This is a genomic window from Clostridium swellfunianum, from assembly GCF_023656515.1.
GTDB lineage: Bacteria > Bacillota > Clostridia > Clostridiales > Clostridiaceae > Clostridium_AT > Clostridium_AT swellfunianum.
This window is the reverse complement of sequence record NZ_JAMOFV010000006.1, coordinates 3,552,628-3,568,190: the sequence shown is the minus strand read 5'-3', so window position 1 is coordinate 3,568,190 and position 15,563 is coordinate 3,552,628. Positions and strand designations below refer to the sequence as shown.

Below are 15,563 nucleotides of genomic sequence, written 5' to 3'. Positions count from 1 at the left end.
ATTTTTATCATAAAACACTCACCATAATATGGCAATACTTATCTTATCTATAAAAAGAAAGGATGAGTATTATTTTGGATAACTTACAATCTATCAGCAATGCAATTAACTCGGTTGTAAAAATAATGGCAGAACGCGAATATGCCATTTCCACCATCAAAAATCATCGAGGTGTACTTAACAGCCTCCTAAAGTTCATGAAGGAAAAAAACATCACAAAATTAACAGAAGAGGTTGGAATGGATTATATTAAGTGTAAAACTGGCACTAAACTCCAGGGATTCTGGGGGTCTTCCGACCGTAAAACAGGTAGGGTGATGAAACCTGTTCAAAATCTTCTAATCTTTATGGAAACTGGCGAACTATCCTTCTTTATTCGATCACATATACAACCATTTATTTGTCCACCTGGCTTTGAGAAAGAATATAAGCAGTTTCAACAAGAATATCAAGAACGTAATTATGCAGATGCAACTATAGTATGTAACAATAACATAATACATAAACTTCTCACTTTCCTTGATGAAAAAGGTATATCTAATTCAGGCAAGATCACATCAGTTCTTATTTCTAAGTTTTTAGCTAACTATGAAGAATCAAAACCAAAGTATGTAGCCACTGTTGTATATGTGTTGCGTAACTATTTATCTTTCCTGAAGGAAGCAGGATTTATAAAAATAGATATTGCCTCATCTTTACCGCATATAAGAATCCTACGGAATGCCTTTATTCCTTACTCATGGAAAACAGAAGATGTAAAAAAACTATTGTCCATTATTGATAGGGGAGACCCGAAGGGTAAGCGTGACTTTGCAATACTGCTTCTCATTGTTCGTCTTGGTTTAAGAGTTAGTGACATCCGCAGGATGCAGCTTTCCAATTTGAATTGGAGTCGTAAGACAATCAGTATTATAATGCAAAAAACCTGTAAAGCAATAGAGTTGCCGATTCTAGATGATATAGGTTGGGCGCTCATTGATTATCTTAAGAATGGCCGCCCTAGAACAGCGAGTAACAGGATATTTGTCAGACATAGAGCTCCTTTTGATGCCTTCGGCGAAAACGAGTGTTTTCAAAGAGAACTGCGCCGCTACATGGAGGCAGCGGGGATTAATATTCCATCTGGTGTCATTTGTGGTATGCATTCACTAAGAAGCACCTTAGCCAAAAATATGCTTGAAGCGAAAGCTCCTTTGTCAGTAATTTCAGAAACACTGGGCCATCAGAGTATAAACACAACCAGTATCTACATTAAGATAGATATTGAAGGGCTGAGAAAATGTGCCTTAGATCCGGAGGAGGTGTTCCAGTAATGAAAGAAAAATACCAATGGCAAAGCGATATCTCCGATATGCTTATATCTTATCTTAAGGAGAAACGAATGACAGGATTTCGATTTAACCAACAGGAACACTATTTGAAAAGATTCGATGAATACTACTCCAGAAATGGTTACTCAGGCTCACGCCTGACAAAACCCATGCTGAATGAATTTATTTATTCAGCTGTAGAACGTCCATCTAGCTACTACTTGAAAGAACGGCTCATGCACGATTTTGCCTTGTTCCTTACGAAGAATGGATTTCATGAAGTTTATGTGCCTGAAATCAAGTCAGCACCACAGAATCAAGGCACTCACGTACCGTATATATTTACTGAAGAAGAAATGGCACAAATCTTCCATACAATTGACTCTTGGAAGGATTCATTTTATACCAATAGGAGTATTATTGACCCTGTATTCTTTCGACTTCTTTATGGAACTGGCATGAGAATTTCTGAAGCATTAAACCTCCTCATAAGTGATTTCAGTCCTACCGAAGGTATTTTGACTATATATCACGCTAAAAATAATAAAGACCGTATAATCCCTCTTTCTCCCAGCCTAACGGAACGCATCATTGAGCTTAAGGAGAAAATCCATAGATATTCTAATGATAGTGCTTATCTATTTACTACAAAGAACAATAAAAGAATTGATCAGAGCACAATGTACCGTCGCTTTCGCGACTATCTGCAGAATGCAGGTATATCACACACAGATGCAGGACCTAGAGTACATGATTTGAGACATAATTTTGCTGTAAAGTGCCTCAAAGGCTGGGTTCTTTCAGGTGAGGAATTGACCAATCTCCTTCCATATCTTGCAGCATATATGGGGCATTCAGATTTTAGAGGTACACAATATTATCTTAGGCTAACTGCTGATCTGTATCCTAATATCATTAATCGAGTTGAAGCAGACTTTGGTTACGTTATACCGCTAGGTGGTGAGTTTGATGAATAATGCTGATTTTCCAAGATATCTTTCATACTTTTTATCAAAATACCTTCCTGGACAGAAAAATGCGAGTGTACATACTATATCATCGTATCGCGATACTTTTAAACTCTTCTTGGTATTCTGCACAACAAAAAGGTCGATGAGACCTGAGACAATAAGCATGAATCAACTGACAAAGGAACTTGTTGTGGAATATCTTCAATGGCTTGAAGAAAAAAGAGAATGTTCAATTTCAACACGTAACCATAGACTAGCTGTACTACATTCATTTTTTCAATATGTACAAAAGGAAGTTCCTGAAAACTTATTTGAAATACAAAAAATCCTTTCTATTCCAAACAAGAAAAGTCAGAAAGGGTTAGTCCAGTACCTAACGGGTACTGAAATAAGAATTCTGCTACAGCAGCCTGACTCATCTACTTACGAAGGATTTCGGGATATGGTGCTTCTATCAGTTTTGTACGATACTGGTGCAAGAGTTCAAGAACTCACAGAAATTAGGATTAAAGATATACGGCTTTCTGATCCCTCAGTAATTACCTTGCACGGTAAGGGCAATAAGATTCGTCAGGTTCCTTTAATGGGCGGGACATCAGAACTACTTGAAAAATACCTTAAAATAAAAAAGTATCATTTTGGGCTTGCAAAGACAGATAATTACCTTTTCACAAATCAAAAGAACCAGAAGCTATCTAGATGGGGAGTTTCCTATATTTTAAATAAGTATGTGGAGATGGCAAGGGAAAAATCTTTATTTAAAGTTAATTTTCATATAACTCCTCACGTGCTCCGTCATGCAAAAGCCATGCACTTGCTTCAATCAGGAGTAAATCTCATATATATACGTGATTTTCTTGGGCATGCAGATTGCTCTACAACAGAGATATACGCGAGAGCGGACAGTGAAATGAAAAGAAAGGCTATTGAAAATGCATATGTTGATTTAGTCCCCGATGAAATTCCAAGATGGGAGGAAGATGGAGATCTAATGAAGTGGTTGAATGGCTTATGCGAATAGAATAGCTTTTAAGTATTATGGTGAGTGATTTTAGTGTAATCACCTTAAAATACATGAAAAACACTATGTACTCCCCATAATATTTGACTCTACATAATGTCTTAATGTATGTACCGTTACAGGTCTTGTTATTCCTGACTTCTTGACAGCCTTGTCCATTATCTTTTCCACACTTCGTGTTGATAGAGGGTTGTCTTTCTCTGCTCCTGGGAAAAGCCAGTCTATGGGTCTAAAATACTTAAAATAGTCTCTTAGAATCTTAAGATTGCCTTCTGAAAGTAACGTAAGCCTTTCTTTGCTCTCGGTATTTTTTTCATATCCCATTGTCTATTGAGGGTAGTCTCATAAAGAAATTTTAATCCACTATAAACCTGATTTACATAAGACTTGCTGAAGTTCCTTTCTGCGATGAGATAATGGAGATAAGCTTTGATCTCTTCAGTACCTAGCAGCTCTGGTGACTTGTTATAGTGCTTGGCAAATAATGATATATGTCTTAGATACGATTCTTGGGTTTTGGGGCTGAAGCCCTTAAGCTCCAGGTCTCTTTTGAATTGTTCTCTTAATTTTGTCATAATAAAAACTCCTTTTATATTAAGATTTTTGATTCTTATACAAAAGAAGTTATTTCCATATTTAAGCATTTAAAACATTCTATTAGTTTTATGCTAAATCTTAAGTTGCTGCAGATTCACCACCGCACTCAGTGCGGTTTAGTTCAACTTAAATATTCCTTCAATTACTGTCGGGATATACCAACCTTTATCGGTATTCCCGACGTCCGTGTCGGGAAATATTACTATAGTTTAATATCTCCTCCCCTTCATAACTCAAAATTTATACTATCATTAAGCTTGTTTAAAGAACTTTGTTATTGGAAATACTTTTCTGAGTAACATGAGTATATATTTCAATAGTTTTAGAACTAGAATGACCAAGTAGTTTCTGTATAAATCTCAAGTCCCCCGCTCACCTGTCCTTTCTGCTAGGATTTCTTTTATTCTGATCTGGAATGAACTTCAATTATTTTTCACTATTAATTACATTATATAACAACTAATGGTAAAGGTCAGCAACTTTGCATTATATAGGGTTTTAAGTTCAACTATTACCTTATACATGCTCAAAAAGTATTGAAGCTTCACTATTTTGAGTTATGTATAAGGTAAGTTTCACAGTTAAAACCCTATAACTCTTAGTTGATAGTAATATTTTTATTGTGAGTCCTCTTTTTCTCGCAGCATAAAAAGTTAACTTTTTAACTTTTTAAAAATTTATAAATATAAAAAGTTAACTTTTTACTCTGCTAAGGATTTGAGAGGTTGCTGAAATAAAAAATCAGCTAGATCATTTTCTAGCTGATTTCTTCATTTCCTATATCATTTTATTAGAAACGATGCTCTTATTATCTCGTTCCCTCCGCATTGCTGTCTTCGCTAAGCTTCCTCTTAGCACAGTCTACACTGTCTGCTACCTTATCCATCATTTGATTTACTTTATCTAACTCCATGTCCTTGCCTTCAAACCTTACCCTGTGTCCTGTAACTAGAGCAACTAGAAGGGCTAAGCATGTTACGTAAGGAGCAATTATTGTTATAATAACTGCCAGCGTAACAGGTATGCTTAAAATATTTGCACCTCTCTTGCTAATTATAAATCTTGTGTTGTTACCTTTTTTAACTAGCTTCTTAAACTTATCCCATAAGGATTCCTTATTGTCACAAACTGCATTTGACTTAACCATATTGTTCTTCTCTAGATAAATAATTGCCTCCAGCAAATCATCATTGCATTTTTCAAGGGCTTCCTTTGCTGCCTCGTAGCTTACGTTTGTTCTTCTTCTAAGTTCATCGATATTTTCCATTCTTACTGTCATTTTTTATTACCTCTCTCCTATAATTTATTTGTTTTCCTTAACCTTATGCTTTTATTATAGGTAGCAATAGTTAGACAATAATTAATGAAACATTAGAATTTGATTAGAAAATTTTCAAGTTTAAATCCTAACATATAATTCAAAATAAACTGCAATCAGTTCATTTGTGTCATCTAACCGCACCTCCGTTAACTCCTTAACATATTATGGTATAAAGTCTGTGAAAGGAAAGAAGAAAATGTATAAAATCAATCCCTATTACTTTAACTCTCCAATGCATGACTCCTACCCCATGTGCAGTAGCTGTAACATGTATCCTTGTCCTTACTGCATTAATAATCCAATATTTAATCCTAACCTCTTAAGACAATCTACTAATTATGCAGAGGATGAGGCTGCAAATTTAAGTAACTTTATTTCAACCTTAAACAAAAGAGGCTTTATTGTTCAGGAAGGCAAAATAAGCTATATAGACATAATAAAGCTGTGCAGTGAAGGCAAGGTTGATTCTTGTTTAGGCAACAATGTAGGTGCTCCCTATGCAGCCTGTTTGCTTCCCCCAGCCCCAAATCAAGCCCCTTCGGAAGGGCAGAATCCCCCAGTAGGTTATAGCCCTGACAATTCCAATAATTATCCTGCAAATATAAATTATATAGCTCCTGGAATTAACTCTAAGCTGCGTCCTGACGAGGCCGTTGTGCTAATAGGAATAACTCCTCCTCCTGCCTTGTATTATTGCTTTAGAAGCTATCTCGGCTTTGCAGAGAACAAACCAGAAAAAGACTATAGCAATGAAATTACTGCTGGCGATGCTTATACAGGCTTTTACCACATGGTTTTTGCAAGTCTTGGCGATCAATTAAACAACTATAATCTCTGGACTGATAATACTCCAAAAGGTGCTCCTGGAAAACCTTACAACAGTTTTACAATCATAATAAGTACTGCAGACAGGAACATAAACAAAGAAATGCGTGAGGCACTTAAGGCAGCTGGTTATAGCCCCGACATTATGAACGATGACAACATTCCTGATAATCTAGTGAATCTAGGGCTTGAAAAGGGAAAGGACACCTTTATTTTTATGATGAGATTTGCATTATGGGCTAATCAAAATATTGGCGAGGAGTACATTAACAATATAGATAAGTACTTTAGAGTACTTCGAATTACACCTAAAAGCCCTCTTGCTAATCTAAACCCATGGCCGGTGCCAACCCTTAAAATCAGGGAAACAGGTATAACTGAGTACCAGGTTGTACCAAACTCCAGGAATGACTTTGATTACCTTAGAAGTGAGATTATCAAAAAATATGGAACTCCTGAATACAACCCTGTGGACTTGGATTTTACCATTGGGATTCCCGATAATTATAATGCTATTCTGCGGGATATGAATGTATATGGAGATAATAGAGATGCTGTGTATTTTAAAACGGAGGATTTTAAATTCACGAGCGATGATGATTTTGTGATAGTATACGGCATCAATCACAAGCAAACCGGAAAAGCCATATATTCCAATGCAAGCTTCTATGGAGTAGAACTTTTCAATGGTGTTGCAGGAGCCTTTAGTACAGTTCAATTTCCTAATTCCGCAGCAGAATATTTTCCTGAAGGCTATGAAAACTCTGGATATTATTATGTATATAAAATGGCAAGAAAAGCCGATGAAAAAAATGTTGTAATCATTCACTACAGCACAGGAAACCCTCTTGGAAAAGCCTACGGAGTTGATAATAACAAGGATGCCCGCATAGTCTTTAGAGTTTATTTAGATCAGATAGCTATGGTTGGTCCCTATGTTTTTGATATCATCTGGGACAGAGCAATTCTTTTTACAAAAAAGAAAACCTCTTAACTGTATACAAGAATAAAAAGAGCCCTCAGGCTCTTTTTCTCTACACAGTCATATTTTTTTGAGAGTCTTTCTTAAGATTAAATACCTTTAGCATATAAACTGAATACAATACACAAACCACAGAGGTTATTACTACCATATAGGTCTCCAGCTTTAAATTGCTGTAGGTAATAGTTCCGCTAATATTAAACAATATGTGGTAAAGTATACAGGGCAGAATACTTTTTGTAAGAGCAACAATAAGCGCAAGGGTGATGCCAATGAATATTCCTATTACAACTTGATTTATCTGGTCTGCAGTGGTATATCCCCTAAGCAGGTTTACAATATGTCCTATTGCAAAGGTTATTCCTGAAATAAGCACTGCTCTTCTCATTCCGCTTTCCTTTAAAATGCCTTGGTATAAAAAGCCTCTAAACACTACTTCCTCAATAAAGCCAACGCATAGCATCAAGGCAATGGCTAGAATAAAACCCTTAAACCCAAGTTCTTTATTTATGCCTCTAAGATAATGAAGAAAAACCGTAGCTAAAATAGGAACGAAGAATAGAGCCTTTGTTAGCTCTGCCTTCCCTATTTTTCTAAAACCGTATAGCTCAAACCAGTTGTTCTTTTTTAAATAAATAAGAAGCACTATGGAAAAAGCTATCAGTAAAACTACTGTAGGCAAATTAGCCTGTCCTAAGCTTCCTGAAATGTTGTCGCCAATATTGACCACTAAAATATACATAAGTATCCAAATCACAGCGTGCCAAATTGGTTTGTTTTCTTGCAATTTTTTCATTTACAAATTCACTCCCTCAAAATTATAAATAGGTTTATAATAATTATTAACTTATGATAAATGCTGTTACGCTATCATAATTATATTATACCTATATTTGTTAAAAACAAGAAGTATTTACCATTACTTCAATTCATAATTTTTAAGGGTTTATCATTCCAATTACTTAATCAAACCACTTTCAAGCAAGAAATCTCTTGCAACTTTTGCAGGATCTTCGTTAAGCTTATCCACCTTATAGTTTAGTTCTCTCATCTTATCATCATTAAGCTTGTTACCTAGCTTATTTATTAAAGGCTTAAGTTCTGGATATTTCTCCAAAGTTTTAGTACTTACTATAGGAGCGGCGTGATAAGGTGGAAAAAAGTTCTTATCATCCTTTAAAACCTTAAGCCCAAAGGCCTTTAATAAGCCATCTGTTGAAAAAGCATCTATAACATCTGTCTTATTGCTGTTTAAGGAAGTATATCTTAAGCCTCCATCAACTGGGCTAACACCTTTAAATTTCATGTTATACATTTTATTTAATCCCAGATAGCCGTCTTCTCTATTGCTGAACTCTATGGTGCAGCCTAAGGTAAGCTGGTCTGCTACTTTAGCTATGTCTGAAAAAGTCTCTAGGTTATACTTTTCAGCAGTATCCATTCTAACAGCCAAAGTGTAGGTATTGTTAAAGCCCAGCGGCTCAAGCCAGGTTATGCCGTAGTTTTTACTAAAATAGTCGCTTACAATGTCATAAGCCTTGTCAGGGTCATTAACTACGGGCTGTTTCATTATATTAACAAGTGCGGTACCTATATATTCCACGTACATATCCAGCTCTCCAGTTTTAAGGGCGTCAAAGGCTATACTGGAGCCTCCAAGATTTAGCTTTCTGTCAACCTCAAGATCTGTATTTCCTTCAATTAGTTCTGCTAGCATGTTTCCAAGTACCAGCTGCTCATTATAGTTTTTAGAACCCACTACTATTTTGTCTGACTTTCTTGTGTAGAAATAAACTCCAGAAGCTATAAATATAACTGCCAATGCAGCAGCTATATACTTTTGCATTAAAGTAGGCTTATAGCTTTTTTTCTTTGGAAGCTTAATTGTTCCATCTGCTTTTCTTATTCCTGGTGGTGTTACCCCTTTTTCAATCTTTCCTACCACAAAGTCCATTGCAAGTGCCAATAGACATGCTGGTATTGCGCCAGCTAGTATCATGTAATTATTAACGGTCTGAACACCTGAGAAAACCATGTAACCAAGACCGCCTGCGCCAACAAAGGCTGCAATTGTCATAAGTCCGACAGCTGTAACAGCTGATATTCTAATACCTGTCATAATTATTGGAAGGGCAAGGGGAAGCTGAACCATTCTTAAAATCTGGCTTTTAGTCATTCCCATGCCCTTGGAGGCTTCAATTATATCAGGATTAATATTCATTAGTCCTGTATAGGTGTTTTTAATTATTGGAAGTAGGGAGTATAAAAATACCATAAGAATTGCAGGTTTACTCCCTATTCCTAGGAGAGGGATCAAAAAGCCCAGCAGTGCTAAGCTTGGGACAGCTTGTATTACATTTGCAAAGCCAAGTATTGGACCAGAGAGTTTTTTTACTCTGGTTATGAGTATTCCTAGAGGAATTCCTATAGCTATAGCTATTACTACTGCAAATATTGTTAATTGTATGTGCTCAAGAATTAAAGCTGTAATCTGGCTGCTTCTCGAGGCTATAAATTCCATAAAGCCTTTAAATAAACTCATTAAATCTCCACCTCCTGATTGATGTATTGATTGCTTAACACGCTTAGAAGGCTGCTTTTCGTAATTAATCCAACCAATCTAGAAGCTTCGTCTACAACTGGTACGTATCCAATATGAAGCTCATTCATTTTCTTTAATATATCTATTAGAGATTCATCAATATTAACAAACTTAACCTCTGTCTCCATAATGCTTTCAAGCTTTAATGAAGTACTCTCCTGCTTTCTTATATTTTTAAGAGTAACGATTCCTTCCAGCTTGTTTGCTTTGTCTACAATCATCAAACTATCTACTTTATTTGATTTCATTATTTCAACAGCTTGGACTATTGTCCTTGAACGGCTCGTCTTAACAGGCTCAGCTATCATAATATCCTTAGCTTTTATAAATTCAGGCTGCTGCCATATTCTATTCTTTCCTATAAATTCTTCAACAAACTCATCCGCCGGCTTCTTTAGTATATTTTCTGGAGTATCAAACTGAAGAATTTTACCGTCCTTCATAATGCATATTCTGTCTGCAAGCTTTAAAGCCTCATCCATATCGTGAGTGACAAAGACAATTGTCTTTTTAAGCTCTTGCTGCAAATTGAAAAGCTCATCCTGAAGCTGGCTTCTTGTTATTGGATCCAGAGCGCTAAATGGTTCATCCATAAGGATTATATCTGGATTTGTGGCAAAAGCTCTTGCAACCCCTATTCTCTGCTGCTGTCCTCCGCTTAGCTCGCAGGGGTACCTGTCTATATACTGCTCAGACTCCATGCCCACCATGTTTAAAAGCTCAACAGTTCTTTCAACTATTTTGCTTTCTTCCCACTTTTCAAGCCTTGGTATAAGTCCAATGTTTTCACCAACGGTCATATGAGGAAAAAGGCCAGTCTGCTGAATTACATAGCCCATATTTCTTCTTAGGGTAATGACATCCTCTTTTAAAATATCCTTACCATCAAGGTAGATATTTCCTGAGGTAGCTGGTATCAGCTTATTTATCATTTTTAAAGTTGTAGTCTTACCGCAGCCGCTTGGCCCAATTAAAACTACAAACTCCCCTTTGTTTACTGTAAAACTAATGTTTTCTATTATGGTTTTATTCTTAAAAACCTTGCTTATATTCTTAAACTCTAACATAAAACCCCTCCTATAGCTTTCTACATTCATAATCATTATTGCCTTCTCTTTCAGTACCGTCTTGAATGCTTAAGCTCTTAAACCTCCACTGACAACCTTCTTATTTAAGCAAGTTGTCTTTATGTGACAACTTTATATTACCACAAGGTTGTCTATTTGTAAATGTTGCCTGACTAATTTAAATATTACGATTCTATGAACAAGAGAAAATAAAAGAGCACATTAATTTTTTCAAATTAACATGCTCTGCTAAATATAATTAATTAATCAATAAATTCAAACAGGTTTTCAACTGTTGTATTGAACACCTTTGATATGTCCATTGCTAATTTTAAAGAAGGGTTATATTTTCCGTTTTCTAAATGAACTATTGTTTCTCTTCTAACCCCTACAAGTTTTGCAAGCTCATTTTGACTTATTGATGCTTTTTCTCTATATTCTCTTATCCTTGTTATTAAAATTGACACTTATTTATATATCCCCTTTCTATCATAATATATAAACAATAACAATCTAATAACAGTTGCGATTAGTAATATAAACATTAAATATAACCCTATTGTAACCTTTGAAATTATAAGACTATTATACGGAGATACAAGGAAGATGCTAAAAATACCAACCACAACTATTAAAAAATATACATCTATTCTGTTTACTTTAGACAATATAGAAACTACTAGCTCATCAGTTATTCCACCTAATTTTTTACGATATAAAAATATTACGCACCATATTGCTATCCAAATAAAAACTGGATACATTGAGCTGTTAGAGTTAATTACATTAATATTCTTTAGTAATGCACTAAGAAATAGATATAGCGCTGTTACTACCTCCATAGTAAGCCTTAGTTTAACATTCATTTTCGCATCCATAAAATAAACCTCCCAAGAGTGATATATTTATAACATCCATGTTATAAATATATCACTCTTGGGAGATATTTGCAATAACTCTAAAAAAATATTTTAATCTTAAAACCCTTTATTCTTTTATAAAATTTTTCACTCTTTCGTAGGAGCTTTCCTCGCCTATCATTACATAAATATCACCAGCATTAAAAGCAACATATGGTCCTGGTGACAATATCAAAGTTCCTTCTCTTCTTATACCTATTATAGTCGCTCCTGTATTCTGCCAAAAGTTGGTCTCCGCAACTGTCTTTCCAAGAAGCTTTGATTCTTTAGGTATTTCAATTTCCATAGGAGCAAAAGGATTGGAGTTTTTAAATCTTTCCGAGTAGTCAATAAGCATATCTACATAAGAAGTCAAGCTATCTTCAAGCTTTCTTTTTTCATTCAATATATTCTCCATGTTCTTTTTAATAGAAGTCATTGAATCCTTGCTCTTAAATTTCTCAATAAACTTAAAGGCTCCATCTCTCGATTTTACTGTAATGCCGCTGCCCTGAGCAACTTCTACAATACCTACGTCTTCTAAAATAATAATAGCTCTCCTAATAGTCTCAGGAGATACATTATATTGACCTGCAAGGGTGGACCGTCCATGGATTCTTTCTCCAACAGCAAATTCACCGCTTGCTATCCTACTTGCCACATCTATAGCAATCTGCTGATATATAGGTTTAATAATTGAAACCTCTGACATTAAAACTGCCTCCATTTGTTATTATGTTATTTTTGCATTATTATAGCCTTTTTTTCAATTATAAAGCAATCAAGGCAAAGAAACAACTTTATTTATTCTATAGGGTTGTCTTTAAATCCTCATTAGTTTTACCCGAATTAGTTATATTTTGCTTCACTGTCAGCCCTTTTTATAATTTCATCCACTGTTTCTTGTGGTGACATACTAGATGTGTCCAGCCAAAGCCCTATTCTAGGTGTATTTTCCATGAAACCTTGATATAAGCTTTCAACCGTAAAACCAATGTAACCTTTCTTTCCTCTATTTTTTTCCCGGTGTTCTATGGTTCTTATACTAGGACTTAACACGATAACATAAACTGGGTAGTTCTTTAGAAGTTCCACAAAATACATTAGCTTATCCCCTAAATAGTTGTCCTGAACAACAACTGTAAAGCCGCTATCATAATATTCCTTTGCAGCTTTTGCAGCGATACGATACCTTAAATCAAGCTGGTTTAAGGCCTCTTCACTTGGACTTTCACACATTTCTTCTCTGCCGCTTACAATCATCTTCCTAAAAGTATCTCCATGGATATGAACACTCTTTTCTAGTTTTTTTGATAAAGCTTCAGCAACAGTTGATTTGCCTGATGCCATTACACCTGTAATAACATATATTCCCTTTTGCATAATAATCAATCCCTTCTTTTGCCTTAAGCATTCATTGTAATTATATCTCAATTACATTTCGTATCAAGACTTAGATATAAGATTTTAACTATGAAAATAAAAAAGCACCTTTCTGGCAGAAATAGTGCTAATTCATTGCTAATATGGTCCTATGCCAAGCATTTTTCTATATCCTTTTTAATCTTTGACGGTACCACTGTAGGTGCATATCTTTTTATCACGTTTCCATCAGAGTCAATTAAGAACTTAGTGAAGTTCCACTTTATTTCCTTGCTTATAAAGCCTTTTGCCTCACCTTTCAGGTATTTATATAAAGGGTGTGCCTCACTTCCGTTTACATCTATCTTTTCAAACATTGTGAAGGTGACTCCATAATTCAACTGGCAAAATTGCTGTATGTCTTCATTGCTTCCTGAATCCTGATTTGCAAATTGATTGCATGGGAAACCGAGTATCTCAAGACCCTTGTCTTTATATTCCTCGTATAGGGCTTCTAATTCCTTAAATTGTGGGGTTAGTCCGCATTTGCTTGCAGTGTTAACAACCAAGACTGCCTTCCCCTTGTAGGCATCCATTTTTACCTCTTCACCATAAATATCATTTGCTGAAAAATCATAAAATTTCATTGTTCATTCTCCTTTAAAATTACTTTCATTTATATAAATTTAATTTAACTCAATCAATCTTGTTAAAATATAAAGTCAAATCTAAATAGAATTTGACTTACTTATCCTCCATAGTGCTCAATAGCTCATCCAACTGCTTTTTAAGCATTAAAAGCTTCTGTTCACTGCCCTTGAAATTGCAGTATACTGCATCCGGAACCTCCAGTATCTCGTCTCTTAAAAGCTTGCCTCTTTCAGTCAGCTCCACAGTAACAACTCTATCATCATCTTTGTTTCTATACTTAACAATAAGGTCCATAGACTCAAGCTTTTTAAGAAGCGGGGTAAGTGTTCCTGAATCTAAGTGCAGCCTTTGACCTAACTGCTTAAAATTAATCTTTTCTTCCTCCCACATAACAAGCATTGCAATGTACTGGGTATAGGTTAAATTGTACTTGCTTAGTATGGGTTGGTACAGCTTAATGACTTCCCTTGACAGCGCATATAGAGGAAAACATATTTGGTTGTTCAATTTAATCTTATCGTACTTATCCATGCTTATCCTTTCTATATAATAATATAAAATTTAATTGTATTCAACTGAATTTATTATACACTTCTCATGCTTTGATGTCAACACAGATAATTTATAAAGACAAAGAAACAAAGGGACGGTTAATTCTTATGAGTAGCCATCCCGTGATTATTGGAATATTATATAAAAATTATAGCAATAGCTTTTCAACTTCTCTCCAGTCAATGCATCGTTGTCCCGTCCAGCTCTTGTTCCAGGAATATTCCTTGCCGAAACAAATTTTAACTTCAGCATTGCTGCTTAAAAGGCTGTCTATATGGTCATCAATAAATATGGAGTTTTTCATATCTACACTGCTCTTGTCCATCTTCATTCCATTAGCCCCCACAGCGCTTGAGATTAATATAACATTTTTAATAAAAGGCAGATTATTTTTAATCCACTTAGCTTTATTAGATATATTGTCCAAGTTTCCTAGAGAACATATTACAAGCTCGTGGCTGCTTGCCAATCTTTCAAGCACTTCCTTTGCATTAGGCATTAAATCCGTGTTTTTTAATAGCTCTTCTTTAGCAAAGATAGTCTCTGTATGATCAATCAAAGGACACTGATCCTTAAAGTCATATCTGTTTACGCTGTTATAATCAGCCTCCTTAAAGCCTTCATGTTCCTTATAATAAGAATTATACACCTTGCAGTATGCTTGAACTGTGTCTGCAATAGTACAATCAAAATCTAAAAAAATCTTTTTCATTTGTTTTCCCCTTAACTTTTGGTTTTTTACTTATCTATTATAAACATTCTATATTTTTAATGCTAGGTCTTACAATTACTATCCATCAAAAGCCTATTAAAATGAATAAAATCTTACCTTCAATAGATATGATTCTTCATTAAAATAGAATTCAGACCTTAAAAATAAGCTTTTAGTGCATATATATATATTACTTACAAAAATATTAATCAAGGAGATGATACTGTGACAAAACTTAAAAACACTGAAGATCTTGACCTGTATGAAGAAGAGGATAACGGCTTTACTGAAGGAGATGTAAAAACAGGAATTCCTATTATGACCTTCAGCTTTGCACCAGACCCTGCTCAAGTACCACAGCCTGCCCAAGCCTCCTTTGGCAGAATGTCTTTTAACCCTTCACAAAGGGGCTCAACACCTGCAGTTGACGGAGAGGAATTCACCCACAGCAGAACCTATAAGCTTAGACCGTCAACCGTTAGAAAGCTCAATGAATTGAAAGCAGCGCACAGCGATGTGAACGCGTACCTTAATACAATAGTAGATGAGGCCATTACTTACTACTACGAGCACAATTTCTCTCGCAGGACGAAAAGTTAACTTCAAAGATTGTTAACTTTTTATATTGTTAAAAATTTAAATTGTTAACTTTTTTCCCTGCGAGGGCAAGGGGCATTTTTTTTAAACAGAA

19 protein-coding genes are annotated in these 15,563 nt (G+C 35.2%); 5 read left to right on the top strand and 14 right to left on the bottom strand.

Translation table 11 applies throughout. From position 1 onward, the window contains the following. The first annotated feature begins 125 nt into the window (after positions 1–125). Genes NBE98_RS16785 through NBE98_RS16775 form a run of 3 tightly spaced genes read left to right on the top strand, consistent with a single transcriptional unit; the run spans position 126 to position 3,302 of the window. Positions 126–1,313 (top strand): site-specific integrase, encoded by a 1,188-nt coding sequence (locus NBE98_RS16785; protein WP_250811129.1) that lies wholly within the window; start codon positions 126–128, stop codon positions 1,311–1,313. Further along, entirely contained in the window at positions 1,313–2,287 is a 975-nt protein-coding gene (locus tag NBE98_RS16780) for a tyrosine-type recombinase/integrase (protein ID WP_250811127.1), read from the top strand. Before NBE98_RS16785 ends, NBE98_RS16780 begins: the two co-directional genes overlap by 1 nt. Further along, the gene (locus tag NBE98_RS16775; protein WP_250811126.1) at positions 2,280–3,302 is read left to right on the top strand and encodes a site-specific integrase; all 1,023 of its coding nucleotides are present in this window, start codon (positions 2,280–2,282) and stop codon (positions 3,300–3,302) included. The genes NBE98_RS16780 and NBE98_RS16775 overlap by 8 nt, the downstream gene beginning before the upstream one ends. A gap of 63 nt (positions 3,303–3,365) precedes the next feature. On the opposite strand, the gene NBE98_RS22615 is transcribed toward NBE98_RS16775, so the two are convergent. The 4 genes from NBE98_RS22615 to NBE98_RS16760 all read right to left on the bottom strand — a co-directional run bounded on the left by NBE98_RS22615 (position 3,366) and on the right by NBE98_RS16760 (position 5,178). Continuing rightward, positions 3,366–3,626, bottom strand: a complete 261-nt coding sequence (locus NBE98_RS22615) for a tyrosine-type recombinase/integrase (RefSeq protein WP_432432670.1) — start codon at positions 3,624–3,626, stop codon at positions 3,366–3,368. After that, on the bottom strand, positions 3,554–3,877 hold the full coding sequence (locus NBE98_RS16770) for a site-specific integrase (protein WP_250816165.1): 324 nt from the start codon (positions 3,875–3,877) through the stop codon (positions 3,554–3,556). The genes NBE98_RS22615 and NBE98_RS16770 overlap by 73 nt, the downstream gene beginning before the upstream one ends. A 283-nt stretch (positions 3,878–4,160) precedes the next feature. Further along, complete coding sequence (locus NBE98_RS16765; protein ID WP_250816164.1) at positions 4,161–4,262, bottom strand: hypothetical protein; 102 nt, start codon at positions 4,260–4,262, stop codon at positions 4,161–4,163. A 445-nt stretch (positions 4,263–4,707) separates the two neighbouring features. Next, on the bottom strand, positions 4,708–5,178 hold the full coding sequence (locus NBE98_RS16760; RefSeq protein ID WP_250816163.1) for a DUF4342 domain-containing protein: 471 nt from the start codon (positions 5,176–5,178) through the stop codon (positions 4,708–4,710). A gap of 238 nt (positions 5,179–5,416) precedes the next feature. On the opposite strand from NBE98_RS16760, the gene NBE98_RS16755 reads away from it, so the two are divergent. After that, a complete protein-coding gene (locus NBE98_RS16755) occupies positions 5,417–7,039 on the top strand; it encodes a hypothetical protein (protein ID WP_250816162.1) in 1,623 nt (540 codons plus the stop codon). Positions 7,040–7,079: 40 nt separating this feature from the next. On the opposite strand, the gene NBE98_RS16750 is transcribed toward NBE98_RS16755, so the two are convergent. From NBE98_RS16750 to NBE98_RS16705, 10 genes are all read right to left on the bottom strand, one after another. Then, entirely contained in the window at positions 7,080–7,823 is a 744-nt protein-coding gene (locus NBE98_RS16750; protein ID WP_250816161.1) for a CPBP family intramembrane glutamic endopeptidase, read from the bottom strand. Between the two features lie 162 nt (positions 7,824–7,985). Further along, positions 7,986–9,569 (bottom strand): ABC transporter permease/substrate-binding protein, encoded by a 1,584-nt coding sequence (locus NBE98_RS16745; protein WP_250816160.1) that lies wholly within the window; start codon positions 9,567–9,569, stop codon positions 7,986–7,988. After that, entirely contained in the window at positions 9,569–10,696 is a 1,128-nt protein-coding gene (locus NBE98_RS16740; RefSeq protein ID WP_250816159.1) for a betaine/proline/choline family ABC transporter ATP-binding protein, read from the bottom strand. The genes NBE98_RS16745 and NBE98_RS16740 overlap by 1 nt, the downstream gene beginning before the upstream one ends. Before the next feature lie 263 nt (positions 10,697–10,959). After that, entirely contained in the window at positions 10,960–11,163 is a 204-nt protein-coding gene (locus tag NBE98_RS16735; RefSeq protein WP_250816158.1) for a helix-turn-helix transcriptional regulator, read from the bottom strand. Then, positions 11,164–11,574: a hypothetical protein gene (locus NBE98_RS16730; RefSeq protein WP_250816157.1), complete on the bottom strand. Its 411-nt coding sequence runs from the start codon at positions 11,572–11,574 to the stop codon at positions 11,164–11,166. It lies immediately after the preceding gene. Positions 11,575–11,683: 109 nt separating this feature from the next. Next, the gene (locus NBE98_RS16725; RefSeq protein WP_250816156.1) at positions 11,684–12,307 is read right to left on the bottom strand and encodes a GntR family transcriptional regulator; all 624 of its coding nucleotides are present in this window, start codon (positions 12,305–12,307) and stop codon (positions 11,684–11,686) included. Between the two features lie 137 nt (positions 12,308–12,444). After that, positions 12,445–13,029, bottom strand: a complete 585-nt coding sequence (locus tag NBE98_RS16720; RefSeq protein WP_349305960.1) for an AAA family ATPase — start codon at positions 13,027–13,029, stop codon at positions 12,445–12,447. Positions 13,030–13,127: 98 nt separating this feature from the next. After that, the gene (locus NBE98_RS16715) at positions 13,128–13,604 is read right to left on the bottom strand and encodes a glutathione peroxidase (RefSeq protein WP_250816154.1); all 477 of its coding nucleotides are present in this window, start codon (positions 13,602–13,604) and stop codon (positions 13,128–13,130) included. Positions 13,605–13,701: 97 nt separating this feature from the next. Then, positions 13,702–14,139, bottom strand: a complete 438-nt coding sequence (locus tag NBE98_RS16710; protein ID WP_250816153.1) for a MarR family winged helix-turn-helix transcriptional regulator — start codon at positions 14,137–14,139, stop codon at positions 13,702–13,704. Positions 14,140–14,308: 169 nt separating this feature from the next. Further along, positions 14,309–14,872, bottom strand: a complete 564-nt coding sequence (locus tag NBE98_RS16705; protein WP_250816152.1) for a 5' nucleotidase, NT5C type — start codon at positions 14,870–14,872, stop codon at positions 14,309–14,311. Between the two features lie 225 nt (positions 14,873–15,097). On the opposite strand from NBE98_RS16705, the gene NBE98_RS16700 reads away from it, so the two are divergent. Then, positions 15,098–15,472: a hypothetical protein gene (locus NBE98_RS16700; RefSeq protein WP_250816151.1), complete on the top strand. Its 375-nt coding sequence runs from the start codon at positions 15,098–15,100 to the stop codon at positions 15,470–15,472. Positions 15,473–15,563: the final 91 nt, after the last annotated feature.

Bases quoted from the DNA above. Each gene is read 5' to 3' on its own strand.
- NBE98_RS16785 (WP_250811129.1), top strand. From the start codon at position 126: ATGGCAGAACGCGAATATGCCATTTCCACCATCAAAAATCATCGAGGT.
- NBE98_RS16780 (WP_250811127.1), top strand. From the start codon at position 1,313: ATGAAAGAAAAATACCAATGGCAAAGCGATATCTCCGATATGCTTATA.
- NBE98_RS16775 (WP_250811126.1), top strand. From the start codon at position 2,280: ATGAATAATGCTGATTTTCCAAGATATCTTTCATACTTTTTATCAAAA.
- NBE98_RS22615 (WP_432432670.1), bottom strand. From the start codon at position 3,626: ATGGGATATGAAAAAAATACCGAGAGCAAAGAAAGGCTTACGTTACTT.
- NBE98_RS16770 (WP_250816165.1), bottom strand. From the start codon at position 3,877: ATGACAAAATTAAGAGAACAATTCAAAAGAGACCTGGAGCTTAAGGGC.
- NBE98_RS16760 (WP_250816163.1), bottom strand. From the start codon at position 5,178: ATGACAGTAAGAATGGAAAATATCGATGAACTTAGAAGAAGAACAAAC.
- NBE98_RS16755 (WP_250816162.1), top strand. From the start codon at position 5,417: ATGTATAAAATCAATCCCTATTACTTTAACTCTCCAATGCATGACTCC.
- NBE98_RS16750 (WP_250816161.1), bottom strand. From the start codon at position 7,823: ATGAAAAAATTGCAAGAAAACAAACCAATTTGGCACGCTGTGATTTGG.
- NBE98_RS16745 (WP_250816160.1), bottom strand. From the start codon at position 9,569: ATGAGTTTATTTAAAGGCTTTATGGAATTTATAGCCTCGAGAAGCAGC.
- NBE98_RS16740 (WP_250816159.1), bottom strand. From the start codon at position 10,696: ATGTTAGAGTTTAAGAATATAAGCAAGGTTTTTAAGAATAAAACCATA.
- NBE98_RS16730 (WP_250816157.1), bottom strand. From the start codon at position 11,574: ATGGATGCGAAAATGAATGTTAAACTAAGGCTTACTATGGAGGTAGTA.
- NBE98_RS16725 (WP_250816156.1), bottom strand. From the start codon at position 12,307: ATGTCAGAGGTTTCAATTATTAAACCTATATATCAGCAGATTGCTATA.
- NBE98_RS16715 (WP_250816154.1), bottom strand. From the start codon at position 13,604: ATGAAATTTTATGATTTTTCAGCAAATGATATTTATGGTGAAGAGGTA.
- NBE98_RS16710 (WP_250816153.1), bottom strand. From the start codon at position 14,139: ATGGATAAGTACGATAAGATTAAATTGAACAACCAAATATGTTTTCCT.
- NBE98_RS16705 (WP_250816152.1), bottom strand. From the start codon at position 14,872: ATGAAAAAGATTTTTTTAGATTTTGATTGTACTATTGCAGACACAGTT.